The organism is Streptomyces boluensis (assembly GCF_009908195.1).
GTDB classification, from domain to species: domain Bacteria; phylum Actinomycetota; class Actinomycetes; order Streptomycetales; family Streptomycetaceae; genus Streptomyces; species Streptomyces boluensis.
In genome coordinates this window covers 1-17896 of sequence record NZ_JAAAHS010000130.1, presented here as the reverse complement: position 1 = coordinate 17896, position 17896 = coordinate 1, and the positions used below count along the sequence as shown (strand labels likewise).

18 protein-coding genes and 1 riboswitch are annotated in these 17896 nt (G+C 73.0%); all 18 genes read right to left on the bottom strand.

Features of this window, described 5'->3' with window-relative positions; all coding sequences use genetic code 11:
- The coding region (locus GUY60_RS18035) for an energy-coupling factor ABC transporter ATP-binding protein (RefSeq protein ID WP_161699032.1) at positions 1-836 on the bottom strand (836 nt) is incomplete at its 3' end.
- Complete coding sequence (cbiQ, locus tag GUY60_RS18030) at positions 833-1582, bottom strand: cobalt ECF transporter T component CbiQ (protein ID WP_161699030.1); 750 nt, start codon at positions 1580-1582, stop codon at positions 833-835. The genes GUY60_RS18035 and cbiQ, both read right to left, overlap by 4 nt.
- Before the next feature lie 7 nt (positions 1583-1589).
- On the bottom strand, positions 1590-1997 hold the full coding sequence (locus GUY60_RS18025; RefSeq protein WP_161699038.1) for an energy-coupling factor ABC transporter substrate-binding protein: 408 nt from the start codon (positions 1995-1997) through the stop codon (positions 1590-1592).
- An 8-nt stretch (positions 1998-2005) separates the two neighbouring features.
- Positions 2006-2716, bottom strand: a complete 711-nt coding sequence (locus GUY60_RS18020) for an energy-coupling factor ABC transporter permease (RefSeq protein WP_161699028.1) — start codon at positions 2714-2716, stop codon at positions 2006-2008.
- Between the two features lie 30 nt (positions 2717-2746).
- Positions 2747-2933, bottom strand: a riboswitch (cobalamin riboswitch).
- 80 nt (positions 2934-3013) lie between these two features.
- Complete coding sequence (locus GUY60_RS18015) at positions 3014-3637, bottom strand: hypothetical protein (protein WP_246235184.1); 624 nt, start codon at positions 3635-3637, stop codon at positions 3014-3016.
- A gap of 67 nt (positions 3638-3704) precedes the next feature.
- On the bottom strand, positions 3705-5999 hold the full coding sequence (locus GUY60_RS18010; RefSeq protein WP_161699026.1) for an MMPL family transporter: 2295 nt from the start codon (positions 5997-5999) through the stop codon (positions 3705-3707).
- A 182-nt stretch (positions 6000-6181) separates the two neighbouring features.
- Positions 6182-7078 (bottom strand): LysR family transcriptional regulator, encoded by an 897-nt coding sequence (locus GUY60_RS18005; RefSeq protein WP_161699024.1) that lies wholly within the window; start codon positions 7076-7078, stop codon positions 6182-6184.
- Between the two features lie 186 nt (positions 7079-7264).
- Positions 7265-8275, bottom strand: a complete 1011-nt coding sequence (locus GUY60_RS18000) for a mechanosensitive ion channel family protein (RefSeq protein WP_312866335.1) — start codon at positions 8273-8275, stop codon at positions 7265-7267.
- 171 nt (positions 8276-8446) lie between these two features.
- Positions 8447-9184, bottom strand: coding sequence for a VOC family protein (locus GUY60_RS17995; RefSeq protein WP_161699020.1), 738 nt, complete (start codon positions 9182-9184; stop codon positions 8447-8449).
- A gap of 9 nt (positions 9185-9193) precedes the next feature.
- Complete coding sequence (locus tag GUY60_RS17990; protein WP_161699018.1) at positions 9194-9907, bottom strand: ABC transporter ATP-binding protein; 714 nt, start codon at positions 9905-9907, stop codon at positions 9194-9196.
- On the bottom strand, positions 9904-10935 hold the full coding sequence (locus GUY60_RS17985) for an ABC transporter ATP-binding protein (RefSeq protein ID WP_161699016.1): 1032 nt from the start codon (positions 10933-10935) through the stop codon (positions 9904-9906). Before GUY60_RS17985 ends, GUY60_RS17990 begins: the two co-directional genes overlap by 4 nt.
- On the bottom strand, positions 10925-12721 hold the full coding sequence (locus GUY60_RS17980) for an ABC transporter permease subunit (RefSeq protein WP_312866334.1): 1797 nt from the start codon (positions 12719-12721) through the stop codon (positions 10925-10927). The genes GUY60_RS17985 and GUY60_RS17980 overlap by 11 nt, the downstream gene beginning before the upstream one ends.
- A complete protein-coding gene (locus GUY60_RS17975) occupies positions 12718-14295 on the bottom strand; it encodes an ABC transporter substrate-binding protein (RefSeq protein ID WP_161699014.1) in 1578 nt (525 codons plus the stop codon). The genes GUY60_RS17980 and GUY60_RS17975 overlap by 4 nt, the downstream gene beginning before the upstream one ends.
- A gap of 127 nt (positions 14296-14422) precedes the next feature.
- Entirely contained in the window at positions 14423-14818 is a 396-nt protein-coding gene (locus tag GUY60_RS17970; protein WP_161699012.1) for a GNAT family N-acetyltransferase, read from the bottom strand.
- A gap of 133 nt (positions 14819-14951) precedes the next feature.
- Positions 14952-15377, bottom strand: coding sequence for a tetratricopeptide repeat protein (locus tag GUY60_RS17965; RefSeq protein WP_161699010.1), 426 nt, complete (start codon positions 15375-15377; stop codon positions 14952-14954).
- Positions 15378-15509: 132 nt separating this feature from the next.
- Entirely contained in the window at positions 15510-16109 is a 600-nt protein-coding gene (locus GUY60_RS17960) for a CE1759 family FMN reductase (RefSeq protein WP_161699008.1), read from the bottom strand.
- Entirely contained in the window at positions 16106-17209 is a 1104-nt protein-coding gene (locus GUY60_RS17955; protein WP_161699007.1) for an LLM class flavin-dependent oxidoreductase, read from the bottom strand. The genes GUY60_RS17960 and GUY60_RS17955 overlap by 4 nt, the downstream gene beginning before the upstream one ends.
- A gap of 138 nt (positions 17210-17347) precedes the next feature.
- Positions 17348-17878: a hypothetical protein gene (locus GUY60_RS17950; RefSeq protein WP_161699005.1), complete on the bottom strand. Its 531-nt coding sequence runs from the start codon at positions 17876-17878 to the stop codon at positions 17348-17350.
- Between the last annotated feature and the right edge of the window lie 18 nt (positions 17879-17896).

Below are 17896 nucleotides of genomic sequence, written 5' to 3'. Positions count from 1 at the left end.
GCACCCGCCCCCTCCACCAGCTCCGCCAACTCCTCAGCCGTACGAGGGGAGTTGGCCAAATCGCCCAACGTGCCCCCACTGCGCAGGAGTTCGTCCACCGCGATGCCCCACGGCAGGCGCAGGCCCGCCTGGGTCAGGAGGTCGCGGCGGGACAGGGTCGTGGCGGTCGGGCCCGTGTGCGCACCCGTGGGGGTCAGGAGCGCCGCGTCGTCGGCCCAGCGGAGGGCCAGGTCCACGTCGTGCGTGGCCATCAGGACCGTGGTGCCCGTGTCCTGGAGGCCGCGCAGGGTGTCCAGGAGACGTTCCTGGCCGTCGGGGTCGAGGCCCGCCGTCGGCTCGTCGAGGATCAGGACGCGGGGGCGCATCGCGACGGCGCCCGCGATGGCGGTGCGCTTGCGCTGACCGTACGAGAGCAGATGCGTGGGCCGGTCGGCCAGGGCGCCGATGTCGAGGGCGGTGAGCGCCTCCGCGACCCGCGCGCGTACCTCGGCGTCGGGCAGCCCGAGGTTCAACGGGCCGAACGACACGTCCTGTTCCACGGACGCCGCGAACAGCTGGTCGTCCGGGTCCTGCACGACGAGCTGGACCGTGGTCCGCAGCCGCGTCAGGCCCTTGCGGTCGTACGTCACCGGAGCGCCCGCGACGCTCAACTCACCGCCGTCCGGGCGCAGTCCGCCGCTCAGCAGCCGCATCAGCGTGGTCTTGCCGCTGCCGTTGCGGCCGAGCAGCGCCAGCGCCCGGCCCTCGACGACATCGAAGTCGAGCTTGTCGAGCACGGTCGGCCCGTCCTCGTACGCGTACGAGACCCCGCGCAAGGAGACCAGGGGCACGCTCATGGCAGCAGCCTTTCCAGGACGAGAGTGAGAGCCGCGAGCGCGGCCAGGAACGTGCCGCTCGCGGCCACGAAGCGGCGGGACACCGGCACATCGGGGACGAGGACGCGCAGTGTGCCGTCGTAGCCGCGTCCGGCGAGCCCGGTCTGCAGCCGGGCCGCACGGTCGAAGGCCCGCACGAACGCGGTGGCCCCGAGCCCGGCGAGCGAACGCCAGGCCGCGGCGCGGGTGGTGTGCCCGAGACGGGCCGCCTGCGCCTGCCGGATCCGGCTCATGGAGTCAAGGAGCAGAAAACTCATGCGGTACGTCACCAGGGCCACGTCGACCACGGGCGCCGGGACCCCGGCCCGCACCAGGCGGGGCAGCAGGTCCGACAGGGGAGTGGTGAACGCGAACAGGAGCACCCCGAGCGAGGCCGCGGAGGTCCGAAGCAGCAGACCGCCCGCCCGCTCGGGCCCGCCCTCGGCGAGCGTCAAGAACCCTTCGGGGCCGCCGAGTTGGAACAGGAGCGGCAGCGCGCCGGTGACACAGAAACCGAGCGGGACACGGTACGCGCGCCACAGCTTCCGGGGCGCCACACCGGCAGGACCGAGCAGGGTGACAAGCGCGGCGACGAGCACCAGGGCCGCGCCGGGCCAGGGCGGCAGGGAGATCGCCAGAACGGTGAGGCCGAGTCCGAGCACGGCCTTGTCCACGGGGTGACGGCGGCGCCAGCGACTGCTGTGCGCCGCCGCGTCGATGGGGAGCACGGGGGAGTCACGCCCCTTCGGGAGCCGGTGCGTGCGCCTGCTCCGGCTGCTCGGCCTTCCCAGCCTCCCCAGTTTGCTCGACCTGTTCGGCCTTCCCCGCCTGCTCCGCCCGCGCCCGCTCCTCGCCCTGGCGCCGCCCCTTGCGCAGCCCGAAGTAGTACGCGAGGACGCCCGCGCCGAGCGCCGCCTGCAGGGCGAACAGGGCCGACTCGATGTCCCCGGACGGCGGTTCGTACAGCGGCGAGAACCACGGCTCGTACTCCGGGTCGATCTCGGTGATCGCCGTCTCGGCCTGGGCGTCGGCGCCCGTGAACGGCTCCTTCTTGTGGTCGCCGAGGCCGAGGACCACCGGCAGCACGGCGAGCGCGGCGACGACCGCGACAAGGAGGATGTTGATCTTCGCGTTCTTGCTCATCTTGCTCATCAGGCCTTGGCCTCCGTCTCCGTCTTGCCCCGTGCCCCGGTGGCGGTCTTCTTCACCAGCACGCCGAGCCGGGTGAGTTCGCCCTTGCTGGACTGCACGAGGAGCCGCATCACCAGGACCGTGAGCAGGCCTTCGCTGACCGCCAGCGGGACCTGCGTGAAGGCGAAGATGGAGCCGAACTTGCCGAGCGCGCCGAGGAACCCGCTGCTCGGGTCCGGGAAGGCGAGCGCGAGCTGGACGCTGGTGACGCAGTACGTCGACAGGTCGGCGACGAACGCCGCGAAGAACACCGACACCATGAGCGGCACGTCGTACCGCTTGAGGAGCCGGTACACGGCGTATCCGGCCCAGGGCCCGACGATCGCCATGGAGAACGCGTTGGCGCCGAGCGTGGTGAGCCCGCCGTGGGCGAGCAGCAGGGCCTGAAAGAGCAGGGTGATGGTGCCGAGCACCGCCATCACGGGCGGCCGGAACAGGATGGCGCCGAGCCCGGTACCCGTCGGATGCGAGCAACTGCCCGTCACCGAGGGGATCTTGAGCGCGGACAGGACGAATGTGAAGGCCCCGGAGGCGCCGAGCAGCAAGGTGCTCTCGGGGTGTTCTCTGACCTCACGGGAGAGGGAGCGGACTCCCTGGACGATGAACGGGGCGGACGCGACGCTCCAGGCGATCGCGTGCGCCGGTGGCAGAAAACCCTCTGCGATATGCATGGCTGAGCGGACCCTCTCCAGCACCTCGTGGATGGACAACGCGCCTTGGCCGGTCTCCTGGCTGACAGGTCCTACCGCCGGGTCTCCGCCTTCCCGGGTACGTGTGTGTACCCAGTGGCTGCCCGTCGAGGGCTGGAGCCTGACTTCCCGATCACAGTGGCGAGGGCCGCACCGGCATCACACCGGTTTCCCGAACACCAAGGCGTGGTGACCTTAGTGTGCTCATGACACTCGGCACAACCTTTCCCGAGGTCACAGTGGTGGTGCACACATCCCCGCACCACCACGGCGTACGCCTCACATGGGTTTGGCCGTGGCCGACATCACCTCGACGACGGTGGCCGTGCCTGCGACGGCGCGGGTCTCGTGCAGGTTGATCGTGTCGCCTGGCCTCAAGTGCCGCCACCGCTCGGGCCCGAGTGGCAGGAGCCTGACATCGGCGGTGTCGCCGGGGGCGAGTTCAGGGGCGGACTCCACCCACAGGGCGGCGATGTCGAGGGCCTGCTCGCCGGTGGCGGTGCGGTGGCCGAGGTCCCACATCGGCCGGAGGCGACCGTCGCCGGGTACCGCCGTGTGACGGCCGCCCGCGGCCGCCGCCCGCAGGGTCAGCCGGGCCCGGACGGCGCCGTGCCGTGCCTCCGCGCCGCGCCACCCGCACCAGCGGCGCGCCCGGTCGAGCAGCATCTGCCGGGCGGCCTCGCCGAGCAGGTCCCAGTAGGCCGGGGGAGCGGGGTGGGGTGCGGGGTGCGCGTCCCCGGCCTCGATGAGCAGGTCGAGCGCCAACTCCCACTCCTGGTCGGCGAGTTCGGCCCGTATCTCCGCCGCTGACGCGAGGGCCCCGGACGTGCCGTCGTTCGCCGGGGCGTACTCGGGCAGCAGGTCCACGGCCTGCCACAGCAGTGAGAACGCGTCGTCATCCATGCCCGGCATCATCACCCGGCGCGGGACCGGCCCGTGTCCCTCCGCTCCGGTCAAGGAGTCCGTCCCGTCAGGGCGTCCGCTCGGGCGGCGGCTCCGCGCTGCCCTCCGCGCTCAGGTGCGGCAGGATCCGGTCCAGCGGGCGCGGGGTCCACCAGGCGGCCCGGCCGAGCAGGGTCATCACGGCCGGGACGAGGAGAAGCCGTACGACGGTGGCGTCGATGAGCACACTCGCGGCCAGGCCGAGCCCCAGCATCTTCACCACGATGTTGTCGCTGATGATGAACGCCGCGAAGACGCTCACCATGATCAGCGCCGCGCAGGTGATGACCCGGGCGGTGATCTCCAGGGCGTGCGCCACGCTCGCCTTCGGGTCGCCGGTGTTCACCCACGCCTCGTGGATCCGGGACAGCAGGAAGATCTCGTAGTCCATGCTCAGCCCGAAGACGATCGCGAACATCATCATCGGGACATAGCTCTCGATCGGCACGTCGCCCGACACCCCGAGCGCCGGTCCGCCCCAGCCCCACTGGAAGACGGCCACCACGACCCCGTACGAGGCGGCGATCGACAGGACGTTGAGCACGGCGGCCTTCACCGCGACGAGCAGGCCGCGGAAGACCGCGAGGATCACCAGGAACGCCAGGCCCACGACGACCGCGATGATCAGCGGCAGCCGGCTGGAGACGATGTCGAGGAAGTCGACCTGGGCGGCGGTCGTGCCCGTGACGTACGTGCTCGCGTCGGTGCCGGAGACGGCCTGCGGCAGCACGTCGTCGGTGAGCCGGTTCACCAGCGAGGTGGTCCGCTCGTCCTGCGGCGCGGCCACCGAGTACGCGGTGCCGGTCAGCACGTCGCCGTCCGATGTGGCCGTGAGCGGGGTGATCACCGTCGTGTCCGGTACGTCCGTCAGCGCCTTCTGCGCCTGCTCGACGAGGGCCGAGCGGTCGGCGGACGGCACCTTGCTCTGGTCGATGACGAGGGTCAACGGCCCGTTGGAACCGGGCCCGAAGGCCTCAGACATCAGGTCGAAGGCGCGCCGGTCCGTGAACGACTTCGGGTCGGCGCCGTCGCCGATGTGGCCGAGCTGAATGAAGAACACCGGGAACGACAGGACGGCGAGCAGCGCCACCCCGAAGCCCAGGAACCACCAGGGCCGCCGCTCCACCCGCTGCGCGTACCGGTGCCAGCCGCCACCCCCTGTCGCCTTGCCCGCCGTCTCGCCCGTCGACCCTTCCTGCGCCGGTACGGTCTCGGCCACCGGTGTCCGTACGTGCAGCCGGTCGATCCGCCGGCCGAGCAGCCCGAGGACCGCGGGTACGAGGGTGAGGGCGCCGATCACCGCGGTGACGACGGTGACCGCGGCGGCCAGGCCGAGCTTGCCGATGAACCCGATCCCGGAGACCCACAGGCCCGAAAGCGCGATGATCACCGTGCAGCCGGAGAGCAGCACCGCGTGCCCACTGGTCGCGGCGGCGTTCCCGGCGGCGGCCACCGGATCCTGGCCGTCGACCAGGTGCTGCCGGTGCCGGGTGACGAGGAACAGTGCGTAGTCGATGCCGACGCCGATACCGATCATCGTGGCGAGCGTCGGGGACACGGTCGCGAAGGTCGCGGCGGCGGCGAGCAGACCGAGCAGCGCAAGCCCGCACACGGCACAGACCAGCGCGGTGACAAGCGGCAGCACGGCGGCGGCGAGACTGCCGAAGCCGATGAGCAGGACCACGATCGCCACCCCGAAGCCGATCGCCTCACTGCTGCGGTCGTCGGCCTCGGGCCGGGCCAGCTCCCCGAGCGAACCGCCGTACTCGACCTTCACCCCGGCCGAGCGCAGCGGCTGCACCGCCGAGTCGACGCCGTCCAGGTAGGACGGGTCGAGCGTGGAGGGCTGCACGCTGAACCGGACGGTGATGTACGCGGTCTTCTGGTCGGTCGACAGCGGCCCGGTGTTCGGGTCCGGCGGCTTGGGCGGGGTCGTGCCGGGCGGCGGCAGCGGGCTCTGCGCGGAGAGCACGTCGGGCAGCTTCTGGAGGTCGGTCACGGCCGTCGCGATCTGGTCGGAGACCGAGGTCAGCGGCTTGTCCGCGTCGTTGAGCACCACCTGCGCGCTGTACCCGCCGGCCTGGGGCGCGTGCGCCTTCAGGACGTCGATCCCTTCCTGCGACTGGGTGCCGGGCAGCGAGAAGTCGTCGGAGTAATCGCCGCCGTACGTGTGTTGGAGCACCTGGAGCCCGACGAGCGCGGCCACCCATACGACGAGGACGGTCACGCAGTGCCGGGCGCACCACTCGCCGGTGCGGCGCAGCGCCCCCCGGTGGCGGCGCGGGGCGGCTTCCCGGCCCGCGCGGGCCTGTGACGACGGCATGAGGTGCCTGCTTTCTCCCCCGGTTCCCGGCGGAGCCCCTGCCGAGGCGTCCCGGACTCAGCATTCAACGGCTCCGGCCGCCGCCCGGCACGCCGGTGCGGGGGAACGGGTGAAGGGGTGAAGGGGCGCGGGACGTGGGCCGGCCGGGGGCCGTCGGGGGTCACGCCGGTCCGGCTCCCGCGTCACCCCTCGGCTCCCGCCTCACCCACGTCCGGGACCTCGAGCAGTTCGAGGTAGGCGGTCGCCGCGGGTGTGCGGCCGTCGCGGCTCCAGGCCACGTACTCGACGCGGGCCGGTGCGTCGGTGACCTCGATCGTGGTGACGCCGCTGAGCTGCGGCACATACGCGGAGGGCAGCAGCGCGATGCCGAGTCCCTCGCTGACGAGGCGGGCCAGATAGTCCGCGTTGGTCACCTCGAAGGCCACGTCACGGGCGAGGGACGCGGCCTCGAAGGCCTGGTCGGACTGGTCGCGCCCGGCCGTTCCCGCCGGGAGGTCGACGAACACCTCGGAGGCGAGCCTGCGCAGGTCCACCGCCGGTCCGCCCGCGAGCGGATGCTCCGGCGCGACGACGGCGACCAGTTGGTCCCGGCCGAGCGCGCGGGCCTCGACGCCGTGTGGCCGGGCCGTGGTCGGAAGGCCGAGGAACGCCACGTCGATGGCGCCCTCCCTGACCTGCTCCATGAGTTCCTCGCTCGCGCCCACGCGCAGACTGATCCGCACGGCCGGGTACCGCTCGTGGAACTCCCGCAGGGCGCCCGGCACATCGACCGCCGCGACGCTGGGGATCAGGCCCACGGCGAGCCGTCCGCGTACCTCACCGACCGCCGCCGCGACCTCGGCGACGGCGCGCTCCGCGGCGTCCAGGCACTGGCGGGCGGAGGGCAGGAACGCCGCCCCGGCCGGAGTCAGACGCACCCGGCGACTGGTGCGCTCGAAGAGGCGGGCGCCCAACTCCCGTTCCAGCTTGGCCACTTGATGGCTGAGCGCGGACTGCACGACCAGACAGCGCTCTGCGGCCCGCGTGAAGCTGTTGGTCTCGGCGACGGCGACGACGTAGCGCATCTGCTGAAGGTCCACGCGTGCATCGTGAGCCACGATCGATGCGGTGACAAACATGTGCTGGAGTCATCGCTCCCGCGCGGCCGACACTTCCGGCAACGAAGACGACTGCCGCCGCCGTGACGGACAGGTCACAGCGGCGGCAGGTTCACGCGGGAAGCGCCCGGAACGGGCTCGGGTTCAGCGATTCAGCGGTTCAGCGGTTCAGCGGGACGAGGGGACCGCGGCCTTCGCGTCCGACGCCTCGTCCTCGGACCGCATCCACACGGTGCGCTGCGGGAGCGACCGCTCGATACCGGCCGCGTCGAAGGCGCCCTTGACGCGGCGGCGCAGCTCGCGGGTCACGGCCCACTGCTTGAGCGGGGCGGTCTTGACGACGAGCCGCACCACGATGCCGTCGACGTCCATCGACTGCACGCCCCACACCGACGGGTCCTCGAGGAGCACACCGTCGTACGCCGGGTCCTCGCGCAGCTCCTGGCCGACCTCCTCCAGGACGGCGAAGACCTTCTCCAGGTTGGATTCGTACGCCACCGACACGTCGAGCACCGAACGGGCCCATTCCTGGCTGTCGTTGCGCACACGCATGATCTCGCCGTTACGGATGTGCCACAGGCCACCGTTGAGGTCGCGGACCAGGGTGAGGCGGAGGCCGACGTTCTCGACCTCGCCGACGGCCTCGCCGAGGTCGACCGAGTCGCCCACGCCGTACTGGTCCTCGATCATGATCAACATGCCGGACAGGTAGTCCGCGACGAGGCTCTGCGCGCCGAAGCCGATCGCGAGGCCGACCACGCCCGCGCTGGCGAGCAGCGGGCCGAGGGCGATGCCGATCTGGTCGAGCACCATGGCCAGGCCCATCACGGCGACGACGATGGTGACGATGCTGCTCAGCACCGACCCGATCGTGCGGGCCCGCTGCTCGCGCCGCTCGTCGGCGCGCGACGGGTCACGCTGCAGGACGGCGGGGCCACGGCCCGAGAGGCGCGGCGCACTGTCGTCGCCGTTGGTCTGCAGTACGCGCTCGACGACGCGGGTGATGGCCCGCTTCGCCAGCACCCGTACGAGCATGGCGCCCAGGACGATCAGGAGGATACGCAGCGGGACACCGACGAGGGTGCCGAGGTTGTCCCGGACCCAGGCCGGGGCGGCCGTCGTGGTGACGGCGGGTGCGCTGCTCAGGAGATACGACGCGGAAGCGTCGACGGATGACACGGGGGGACTCCGATCCATCGGTGTACGGGGCATGCGGGGGCACGGGGGTGCACGCTGCCAGAACGTATGTGTGGCGCTCGACGATGGTCAAAAAGAGTGAAGGGAACGTGCGTGCCCGGTGAACGCGCGGGGACGGCCCGGTCCGGGACCGCTCGTACTGCCGCCCCGCCCTCAGCCCGCCTCCGGTACGGGGCCGAAGCGCAGGCCCGCCACGGAGGTCGAGGGTGGATCGCCCTCGGTGAGGAGCAGCGCGGTGATGGCGTCGGCCGGGCCCGGGGTGAAGTGGACGTGTGCGCCCGGCAGCGGCACCACGTTCCGTGCCGGGTCGGCCGGGATGCCCACGAGCGCGCTCAACCACGCGGCCGACGCGGCGGGTTCAGGTGTCTCGATGACGAAGCCCGCCAGGTCGTGCGGCCCACGGGCGACCCGGCCCGCGCTGTACCGGTCGAGGATCACCTGCCGGTCCGGGGTGTACGTGATGAAGAACGGCGCCCACGGCGGTGCGTCCCGCAGCACGGCCTCCGCGAACGACACCGGTGACCCCTCGCGGGCGAAGACATGCAGATCGACCGCGTGCCCCGCCCGGCGCAGCCGCTCCGTGGTGGCCGTCACGTCCGTGACATGCACGGCGAAGTTCAGCGCACCCCCGCCCGCCGCGAGCAACGCGTCGACGTGCGGCATCCACCCCGTCATGGCCCGGCCGAACGGCGAACCGGCGAACTCGGCGCGGTCGACCACGGAGAGGATCTCCACATAGCGGGCGTCGAGCCGCCAGGCGCCGTTGCGGAACCCCAGATACGGCGGGTTGGCGTGCGCGGGCAGACCGGCGGCCGCATAGGCCGCGGTGGCCGACTCGACATCGGGCACGCAGTGCAGAAGGTGGTCGAACTCCGGGTATTCAGAGGGCATTTGACGTACCTACCCCGACTGCCACCCCCCTGTCGACACCCGACCGCCCCGCATCGTCAGGACCCGATCGCAGAAGTGCCGTACGAGCACCGGGTCGTGGCAGATGAACAGGTAGCCGAGACCCAGGTCCTGCTGCAGGTCGAGGAGGAGGTTGACGATGCCCGCGCGCAGCGACGGGTCGAGTGCCGAGACCGGTTCGTCCAGGACGATCAGCCGTGGTTCGCAGGCCAGGGCGCGGGCGATCCCGGCGCGCTGGCACTGGCCGCCGGACAGCTCGTGCGGGAACCGGTCGCCGCAGGACGGTTCGAGGCCGACCAGGCCGAGGAGTTCCGCCACCCGCCCCGGCACCGCCGCGGGCGCCCGCAGACCGTGCACGCGCAGCGGTTCCGCGAGCTGGTCGCGGATCCGGCGGCGCGGGCTGAGCGAGCCGTACGGGTCCTGGAACACGGGCTGTAGCCGGGGCCGCAGCGGCCGGAGCCGGCGCTCGCTCAGCGAGGTCAACTCCGTACCGTCGAACCAGATCCGGCCCGACTGCGGGCGCCGCAGCCGCAGCACGGCGTGCGCGGTCGACGACTTGCCGCAGCCGGACGGCCCGTACAGACCGACCGTCTCCCCGGCCGCCACCGTGAACGACACCCCGTCGACGGCGGTGACCGGCCCGTACCGCACCACCAGATCCCGTACGTCGAGCAGCGCGGTCGGCGCGGTACTGGCGTGGCTCATGCGGGGTGCTCCAGGTGGCAGGCGAGCGTACGGCCGTCGTCCAGGGCGCGCAGTGCGGGCACCTCGACGTGGCAGCGGTCCGTGGTGTGCGGGCAGCGCGGCGCGAAGGCGCAGCCCGGCGGGATGTCGGTGACGGCGGGCGGGTGGCCGGGGAGAGCGGGCAGCCGGGTCTTGCGTGCGGCCGCCGGATCGGGCAGGGAGGCGAGCAGACCGGCCGTGTACGGGGCACGCGGCCGGTCGAGGACCGGCCGGGCCGGGCCGTGTTCGACGATCCGGCCCGCGTACATGACGGCGATGCGGTCGGCGTGCTGTCGTACGACGGCCAGGTCGTGGGTGACCAGGACGAGGGCCGCGCCGGTGGCCTCCCGCTGCGCGGCGAGGACGGCCAGGACCTGGTCCTGTACGTCGGGGTCGAGGGCCGTGGTCGGCTCGTCCGCGACGACCACGGCCGGCTCGTTGACCAGGGCCATCGCGATCACGGCGCGCTGGCGCATCCCGCCCGAGAACTCGTGCGCGTGGGCGCGCGCCCTGGCCGCCGGGACGCCGACCCGGTCGAGCGCGGCCAGCGACCGGGCGCGGGCCTCCCGGCGGGACACCTTCCGCACCGACCGTACGGCGGCGGCGAGTTGCTCACCCACGGGGTGTACGGGCGAGAGGGCCGAGAGCGAGTCCTGTGGGACCAGGGCGATCCGGCGGCCCCGGTGCGCGGCGGTGACCGGGGAGCCGGACAGCAGCACGGCACCGTCGACATGCGCGCCCCGGGGCGCCATGCCGAGCAGCGCCCGAGCGGTGAGCGACTTCCCGGCCCCGGACTCCCCGACCAGGGCGAGCACTTCACCGGCCGCCACGTCGAAGGACACGCCCCGCACCGCCTCGACCCGGTCCACCCCGCCGCCGAAGGCGATGCGCAGGTCACGGACGGCGAGCGGCGGCGGCGCGGGCGGCGAGCCCGGCTCGGGGACGACGGGTTCAACGACGGGTTCAACGGCGGGTTCAACGACGGGTTCGACGACGGGTTCAGACCGCAACGGGGGCCTCCGGATGAGCGTCGGCTCGCGGCACCCGGACCGGGCCGCCAGGTCCTGCGCCCTTCCGGTTCCCGCGTACGGGCGGCCGGGCGCGCCCCGTGTACCCGGAGAGTGCGACGGCGAGTGCCGCGAGGAGGGCCAGGGCGACGGCCGGGGCGAGGGCCGCGACCGGCGCCCGCTCCACGTAGTCGGCCGTACCGTCGAGCAGCAGGCCCCACTCGGGCGACGGCGGCTGCGCGCCCAGGCCGAGGAAGCCGAGGGACGCCAGGGCGAGCGCGATCCCGGGCAGCCGCAGCACGGCGTGCCGGGCCACCGGCGCGGCGACCGCCGGCAGCACGTGCCGGCTGAGGATCCACAACGGCGGTGCCCCGATGGCCCGTTGGGCGAGCAGGAAGCCGGAGGCCCGTACCTCAAGGACGAGCGCGGCGGCATGCGCGGCGAGCGGCGGCCAGGACACCAGGGCCACGGCGAGGGCGGCGCCACCGGTACCGGGGCCGAGCGCGGCGGCGACCAGGATGCCGACGATCACCGGGGGCAGCGCGTTGGCGATGTCCGCGAGGCCGCCCGCGAGGGACGGCAGGAAACCGAGGGCGAGACCGAGCAGCCAGCCGAGCAGACCGACCACGGTCGCCGTGCCGACCGTGGCGGCCGCACCGTGCCCGAGCCGGGCGAGCACGTCGCGGCCCAGCGCGTCCGTCCCCAGCGGATGGGCCGAGGACGGATCGGCGAGCCGGGCCGCGGTGTCGATGGCGTACGGGTCCCGCAGCAGCCCCCAGCCGATCGCCGCCGCGAGCACCGCGGCGAGTGCGAGCGGCACCGCGACCGGCACGCGCACCGCGTGCGGCGCGGGCAGCGTGAGCCCCGCGCCTCGGAGGGCAGGCCCGAGCAGCGCCCGGCGCAGCCACGCCGACAGGGCGCCGACGGTCAGGCCGAGCAGCAGCAGGGCCAGGACGGTGCCCTGCAGCAGCGGCAGGTCCTGCGACTTGGCGGCCCCGATCGCCGTCCGGCCGAGCCCCGGTATCGCGAAGACGGTCTCGACGGCCACCGCGCCGCCGGTCAGGCCGACGGCCACCATCCCGAACTGCGGTACCAGCGGCGGCAGTACGCGCCGCAGCGCGCCCGCCGCGACCCGGGCCCGGCCGACGCCCGCGCCGCGCCACAGCTCCACCCAGCGCTCGTCGAGCACGGCGGGCAGCGCGTCGGCGACGAGGCGGCCGAGCAGCCCGCCCGCCGGGACGCCGAGGGCGAGCGCGGGGAGCACGAGGTACGAGGCGTCGGCCCAGCCGGACGTGGGCAGCGCGCCGAGCCAGACCCCTGCGACGATCAACAGCAGGGTGGCGAGCAGGAATTCGGGCACCGCGGCGAGCATCGCGGCCACACCCCCGGACGTGCCACGGCCGCGCACCAGGACCGGGACCACCAGCGCGGTCGCCACCAGGAACGCCGTGACCAGGGCCGTCGCCATCAGCACCAGCGACACCTGGAGCCCGGCGAGCACCGAAGGCAGCACCTCCGTGCCCGACACCCAGGACACCCCCAGGTCGCCGTGGACGAGCCCGGCCGCCCAGTCGCCGAGCAGCCCCGACGGGCCGCTGTCCAGGCCGAGATCGGCCCGGATCGCGTCCAGGGCCTCCGGGGTGGGGTCCTGCTCGGCGGAGCGGGCCCGAAGGAGCCGGCGTGCGGGGTCCTCGCCGGACAGCCAGGGCAGCAGCCCGACCGCGGCAAGTACAGCCACCAGACCCGCCGCCCTGGTCAGGGCCGCCTTCAGGCGGTGTGCGCGGCTCACTTGACGTACGTGTCCTTCGTGACGAGTTCGCGTTCGCGCGGGTCGTGCGCGGCGCCCACCACGTTCACGGCGTCGCCCTGGATGACGCGCTCGTGCAGCATCGGCACAGCCGCGTCGGTGCCGAGCACGGCGGCCTCCGCGGCCAGCACGGCCCGGCGGCGCGGATCGCCGGTCGCGGTCCGGTTCGCCCGGTCCAGGGCCTTGTCCACACCGGCGTCCGTGAGCTGCGGAAGGTTGAAGGACCCCTCGCTCGCGAAGTCGCTGTACAGGTACGCGGCGGGGTCGCCCGAGTCGAGCACCGTGGCCCGGGACAGGATGAACGCGTCGAAGTCACCGTCGAGCGCGTCACCCTCGATGGTGGCGTACTCCCGTACGTCCAGGGTGACTTCGAAGCCCGCCCGCTCCAACTGGTCCTGCAGGATCTGCGCCACCTCGGGCAGCTCGGCCCGGTCGGTGAACGTACCGATGGTGATCCGCGCGCCCTTCGGGTCGGCGGGCTCGGCGGACTCGGCGGGCCGGACATCCTCGCGCAGGCGCGCCGCCCAGGGCAGGGCGGGGCCGAGCAGCCCTTCGGCGACGTCGGCCCGGCCCTCGTACACGCTCCGCACGATCTTCTCGGCGTCGACGGCCTCGCGCGCCGCCGCCCGTACGCCCGCGTCCTCGAACGGGCCGCGCCGGGTGTTGAGGTACAGGGTGTTGGTGCGCGGCATCGGCACCTCGGTGATCAACTCCGGGTCGAGCAGCGCCGCCTGGGACACCGGCACGGCCTCCACGATGTCGGCCTCCTCGCTGCGCAGCGCCGCCGCCCGCGCGGTGCCGTCGGGCACGAACGTCACGTCGATCCCCGGGGACTTGGCCTTGCCGCCCCAGTACGCGTCGTACCGGTCGAGCGCGGCGGAGGCGGTGCCGTTCACCTCGACCAGCTCGAACGGCCCGGTGCCCGCTCCGACCGGGCTGACGGTCTTCCCGCGGTATGCCTTGGCCGCGAGGACGGAGAGCTGGGGCGAGCTGAGGCGCTGCGGGACGAGCGGGTCGGACTCGGCGGTGGTCACGGTGACGGTGTCCCGGTCGACGGCCCGCGCGGTGAGGCGTACGCCGTCGAGGATGCGGGGCTTGGGGGCGGCGTGCGCGGCCACGGTCAGGGACTTCACCACGGACTTCGCGGTGAGGTCGGTGCCGTCGTGGAAGGTGACGTCGGGGCGCAGTTCGAAGGTCCAGGTGCGGCCGTCCTGCCGCCACTTCGTGGCGAGCGCGGGCCGGGCGTCGCCCTGCGCGTCCAGCTCGACCAGGGTCTCGGCGGTGGACCAGCGGGACAGCTTGAACGCGTCGTCCGACAGGGGCGAGAGCCCGGAGCGCGGCGGCTGCATCATCGCGACGCGTACGCGCCGGTCGGCGCCGGAGCCGTCGGAAGTCGCCGCGTTACCGGAGAAGCAGCCGGTGGCGAGGAGCGGCGCGGCGCCGAGCGCCAAGGTGGTGAACGGGCGGCGGCGGGCAGGCCGGGGCCTTTCGAGCGGGTGCAAAGGGAGTCCTCGGAGGGGAGCGGAAGGGCAGCGGACGGGAGGTGCTGCGGACATTAGCTGATGACAATCATTTTCATCAAGCGGGTTCGCGGCTGCCCTCGCGTGCTGCGGGGGGGGGCAGGCCGTGCGCGCTCAGGTCCGTGCGTGCTCAAGCCCGTGCGTGCTCAAGTCCCGTGTGCGCTCAGGCTCGTGTGCTCATGTGCGGGCAGCGGCCGCCGCGTTCCACGAAGTCCACGCCCGTCTCCTCGGCGAGCGCGGCGAAGAACCCGCGGCCCTCGGTGGACTGCCGCGAGGTGGACCAGCGGTGGCCGGGCGCGAGGTCGAGCAGGAGGGTCAGCGCCTCGCGTCCGACGCCGCGGCCCTGCCAGTGGGACGCGACGGCGATGTTGCGGACGAAGGCGGCCGAGCAGACGCCGCACACCTGGTGGTCCAGTTGCCCGACGGTCCGGTCGTCGGCGTCGAGGAACACGAGAACACGCGGTCCCGCCGCCTCGCCGCGAGGCGCGTCGAGGTGGAAGCGCACCGTGCCGTGCGGCGACCGGAAGCGCCGGTTCAGGAGCTCCCGTAACCCGCTCATCTCGGCACCATAGGCACCGGGACCACCCCTTGGGCAACCCTCTTGCGGATGTATTTCGACACGCATGTAGAAGGCCGCAGGCCCGCCACCTCGTCGAGGGTGTCGCGGTCCCGAACCTGCCCCGCCGCGGCGCTCACCCCTCGTCGGTGAACGCGCCCGCCATCCGCAGCCAAGGCGCCGCCTCCGCCGCCCGGCTCTGCCGCTCAAGGGTGCGGCCGAGCATCAGATGGGCGTACGAGTCGACCGGGTCACGCGCGATCAGGGTGCGCAACTCGGCCTCGGCGCGCCGCAGTTGGGCCGAGTGGTAGTAGGCGCGGGCGAGCAGCAGCCGGGCCGCGCTGTGCTCGGGGAACTCCTCGACCAGGCCGTCGAGCAGCCCGGCCGCGGCCGTGAACTTCTTTTCCCCGAAGAGGAGTTGAGCACGCTCCCAGCGTTCGCCCGGCGGCTCCTCGCGGGTCACCGCGCCCTCGGGCCCGTCGTCGAAGAGGTGCAGCGCACCCGTCCAGCGGTCGTCCGTGGCCCGGCCGTCGGGGCGGACACTCTCGAACCTGTCGGTCATGACCCTTTCCTCTCATCGATGGCGATGGCGATGGCGATGGCGACGGTGACGGTGGTGGCGAGGGGGCGGGCCGCGCGGGCCCGCCCCCTCACTACTCCATGCGTACGCCCGTACGCAGTCCTCCGCGCGGCCCTACTGAGCCTGCAGAGCGGCGAGTTGCTCCTCGAACGGCACGACCACGAAGTCGCCCGCGCCGGACGGGCGCGGTGTGTGACCGGCCGGGGCGCCCGCGAGCAGCCCGGCCAGCTCACCGGCGGCCCGCTCGATCCGCTCGTCCAGACCCGCCGCGCCCCAGTCCTCGGACGCCGCGTACACCGCGGTCGGCACGGTCAGCGCCCGCAGGTAGCCGAACAGCGGCCGCAGCGCGTGCTCAAGGACGAGCGAGTGCCGGGCACTGCCCCCGGTCGCCGCGAGCAGCACCGGCTTGCCCGTCAGGGCGTCCTTGTCGAGCACGTCGAAGAACGACTTGAACAGGCCGCTGTACGAGGCCGAGAACACCGGCGTGACCACGATCAGCCCGTCCGCCGTGGCCACCGCGTCGAGGGCGGCCGCGAGGGACTTGCCGGGGAAGCCGCTGGTGAAGTTCTGCGCGATCTCCACGGCGAGCTCCCGCACCTCGACGACCTCCACCTCCACCGGGGTGCGGGCACCCACGGCGGCGGCCAGACGGTCGGCGAGCAGCCGGGTGGACGAGGGGACGCTCAGTCCCGCCGAGACGACGGTGAGCTTCATGCGACGGTCACCCCTTCCTGGGCGGCGTTGCGGGCGGCGGCGGTCAGCGACGTGTGGGTGGGCGCGTCCGGTACGTCGGCCGGGCGGCCCTTGGTGAACTCCTTGCGCAGTACGGGCACGACCTCCTCACCGAGGATGTCGAGCTGTTCGAGCACGGTCTTCAGCGGCAGCCCGGCGTGGTCCATCAGGAACAGCTGGCGCTGGTAGTCGCCCGCGTACTCCCGGAACGACAGGGTCCGCTCGATCACCTGCTGCGGGGAGCCCACGGTCAGCGGCGTCTGCTGCGTGAAGTCCTCCAGGCTCGGCCCGTGTCCGTACACGGGCGCGTTGTCGAAGTACGGGCGGAACTCGTCGACCGCGTCCTGCGAGTTCTTCCGCATGAACACCTGGCCGCCCAGGCCGACGATGGCCTGCTCGGGGGTGCCGTGCCCGTGGTGCGCGTACCGGGTGCGGTAGAGCTCGATCATCTTCTTGGTGTGGTCGGGCGTCCAGAAGATGTTGTTGTGGAAGAAGCCGTCGCCGTAGTACGCGGCCTGCTCGGCGATCTCCGGGGAGCGGATGGAGCCGTGCCAGACGAACGGCGGGGTGTCGTCGAGCGGGCGCGGCGTGGACGTGAAGCCCTGCAGCGGCGTGCGGAACTTGCCGTCCCAGGTCACCGACTCCTCGCGCCACAGGCGGCGGAGCAGCGCGTAGTTCTCGATGGCCAGCGGGACGCCCTGCCGGATGTCCTTGCCGAACCACGGATAGACCGGGCCGGTGTTGCCGCGCCCCATCATCAGGTCCACGCGCCCGTCCGCGAGGTGCTGCAGCATCGCGAAGTCCTCCGCGATCTTCACCGGGTCGTTGGTGGTGATGAGCGTGGTGGAGGTGGAGAGGATCAGCTTCTCGGTCTGCGCCGCGATGTACCCCAGCATCGTGGTCGGGGACGACGGCACGAACGGCGGGTTGTGGTGCTCGCCGGTCGCGAAGACGTCGAGTCCGACCTCTTCGGCCTTCAGCGCGATGGCCACCATGGCCTTGATCCGCTCGCGCTCGGTCGGCGTGCGGCCCGTGGTCGGGTCCTGCGTGACATCGCCGACAGTGAAGATCCCGAACTGCATGGGAGCCACCTCCGTATTAGTTCATCGTTCAACTAACACCCTCAGCGTAGCAGGCGGCGGGGATATTCCCCGGCCGGGGGAGCGGTGTCGGGGCGGTGTCCGTGCAGCTCAGCGGCGTGCGGAGGGCGGGCCATCGGATCATGGCCCCGGCGGGGCGGCGTCGAGGTTCCAGGTAGAGGGCAGCTCGGCTCCGCAGAAGACGCAGACGAAGTCGCCCTCGCGCACGATCGCCCGCTCCCGGCAGCCGGTGCAGCGCCGGAACACCACCTCGTACGTGAATCCCGGCGGGCGCTCGACCCCGGCGCGGTCCAGGGCCTCGGCGACGGCGGCCCAGCAGGCGAGGTCCGGGCAGTAGCCGGTCGACAGGTTGCTGACCTCGCCGACCACCCATCGGCCCGCCCCGCGTACGAAGCCGATCTCGCCCGCCGCCAGGACCGGGGCACCGCCCGCGCAGGCCACGTGTTCGCTGCGGCGCGGGGCGAGGCGAAGGAGCCCGTCCGTATCGACGACGTACGTGAACGGTTCGACGAGCGCGTCGGCCGGCTGCCGCCCGACCCAGTCCTCGACATCGGCCCCGGAACGGACCCGGAACCCCGCCCCGCCGGGCCGCACCGCGTCCCTCAGCTCCTCCGGCCCTACGTACCGATAGCTCCGCCCCCGTGTGGTCACGCGGCCCAAGGTAGGGCG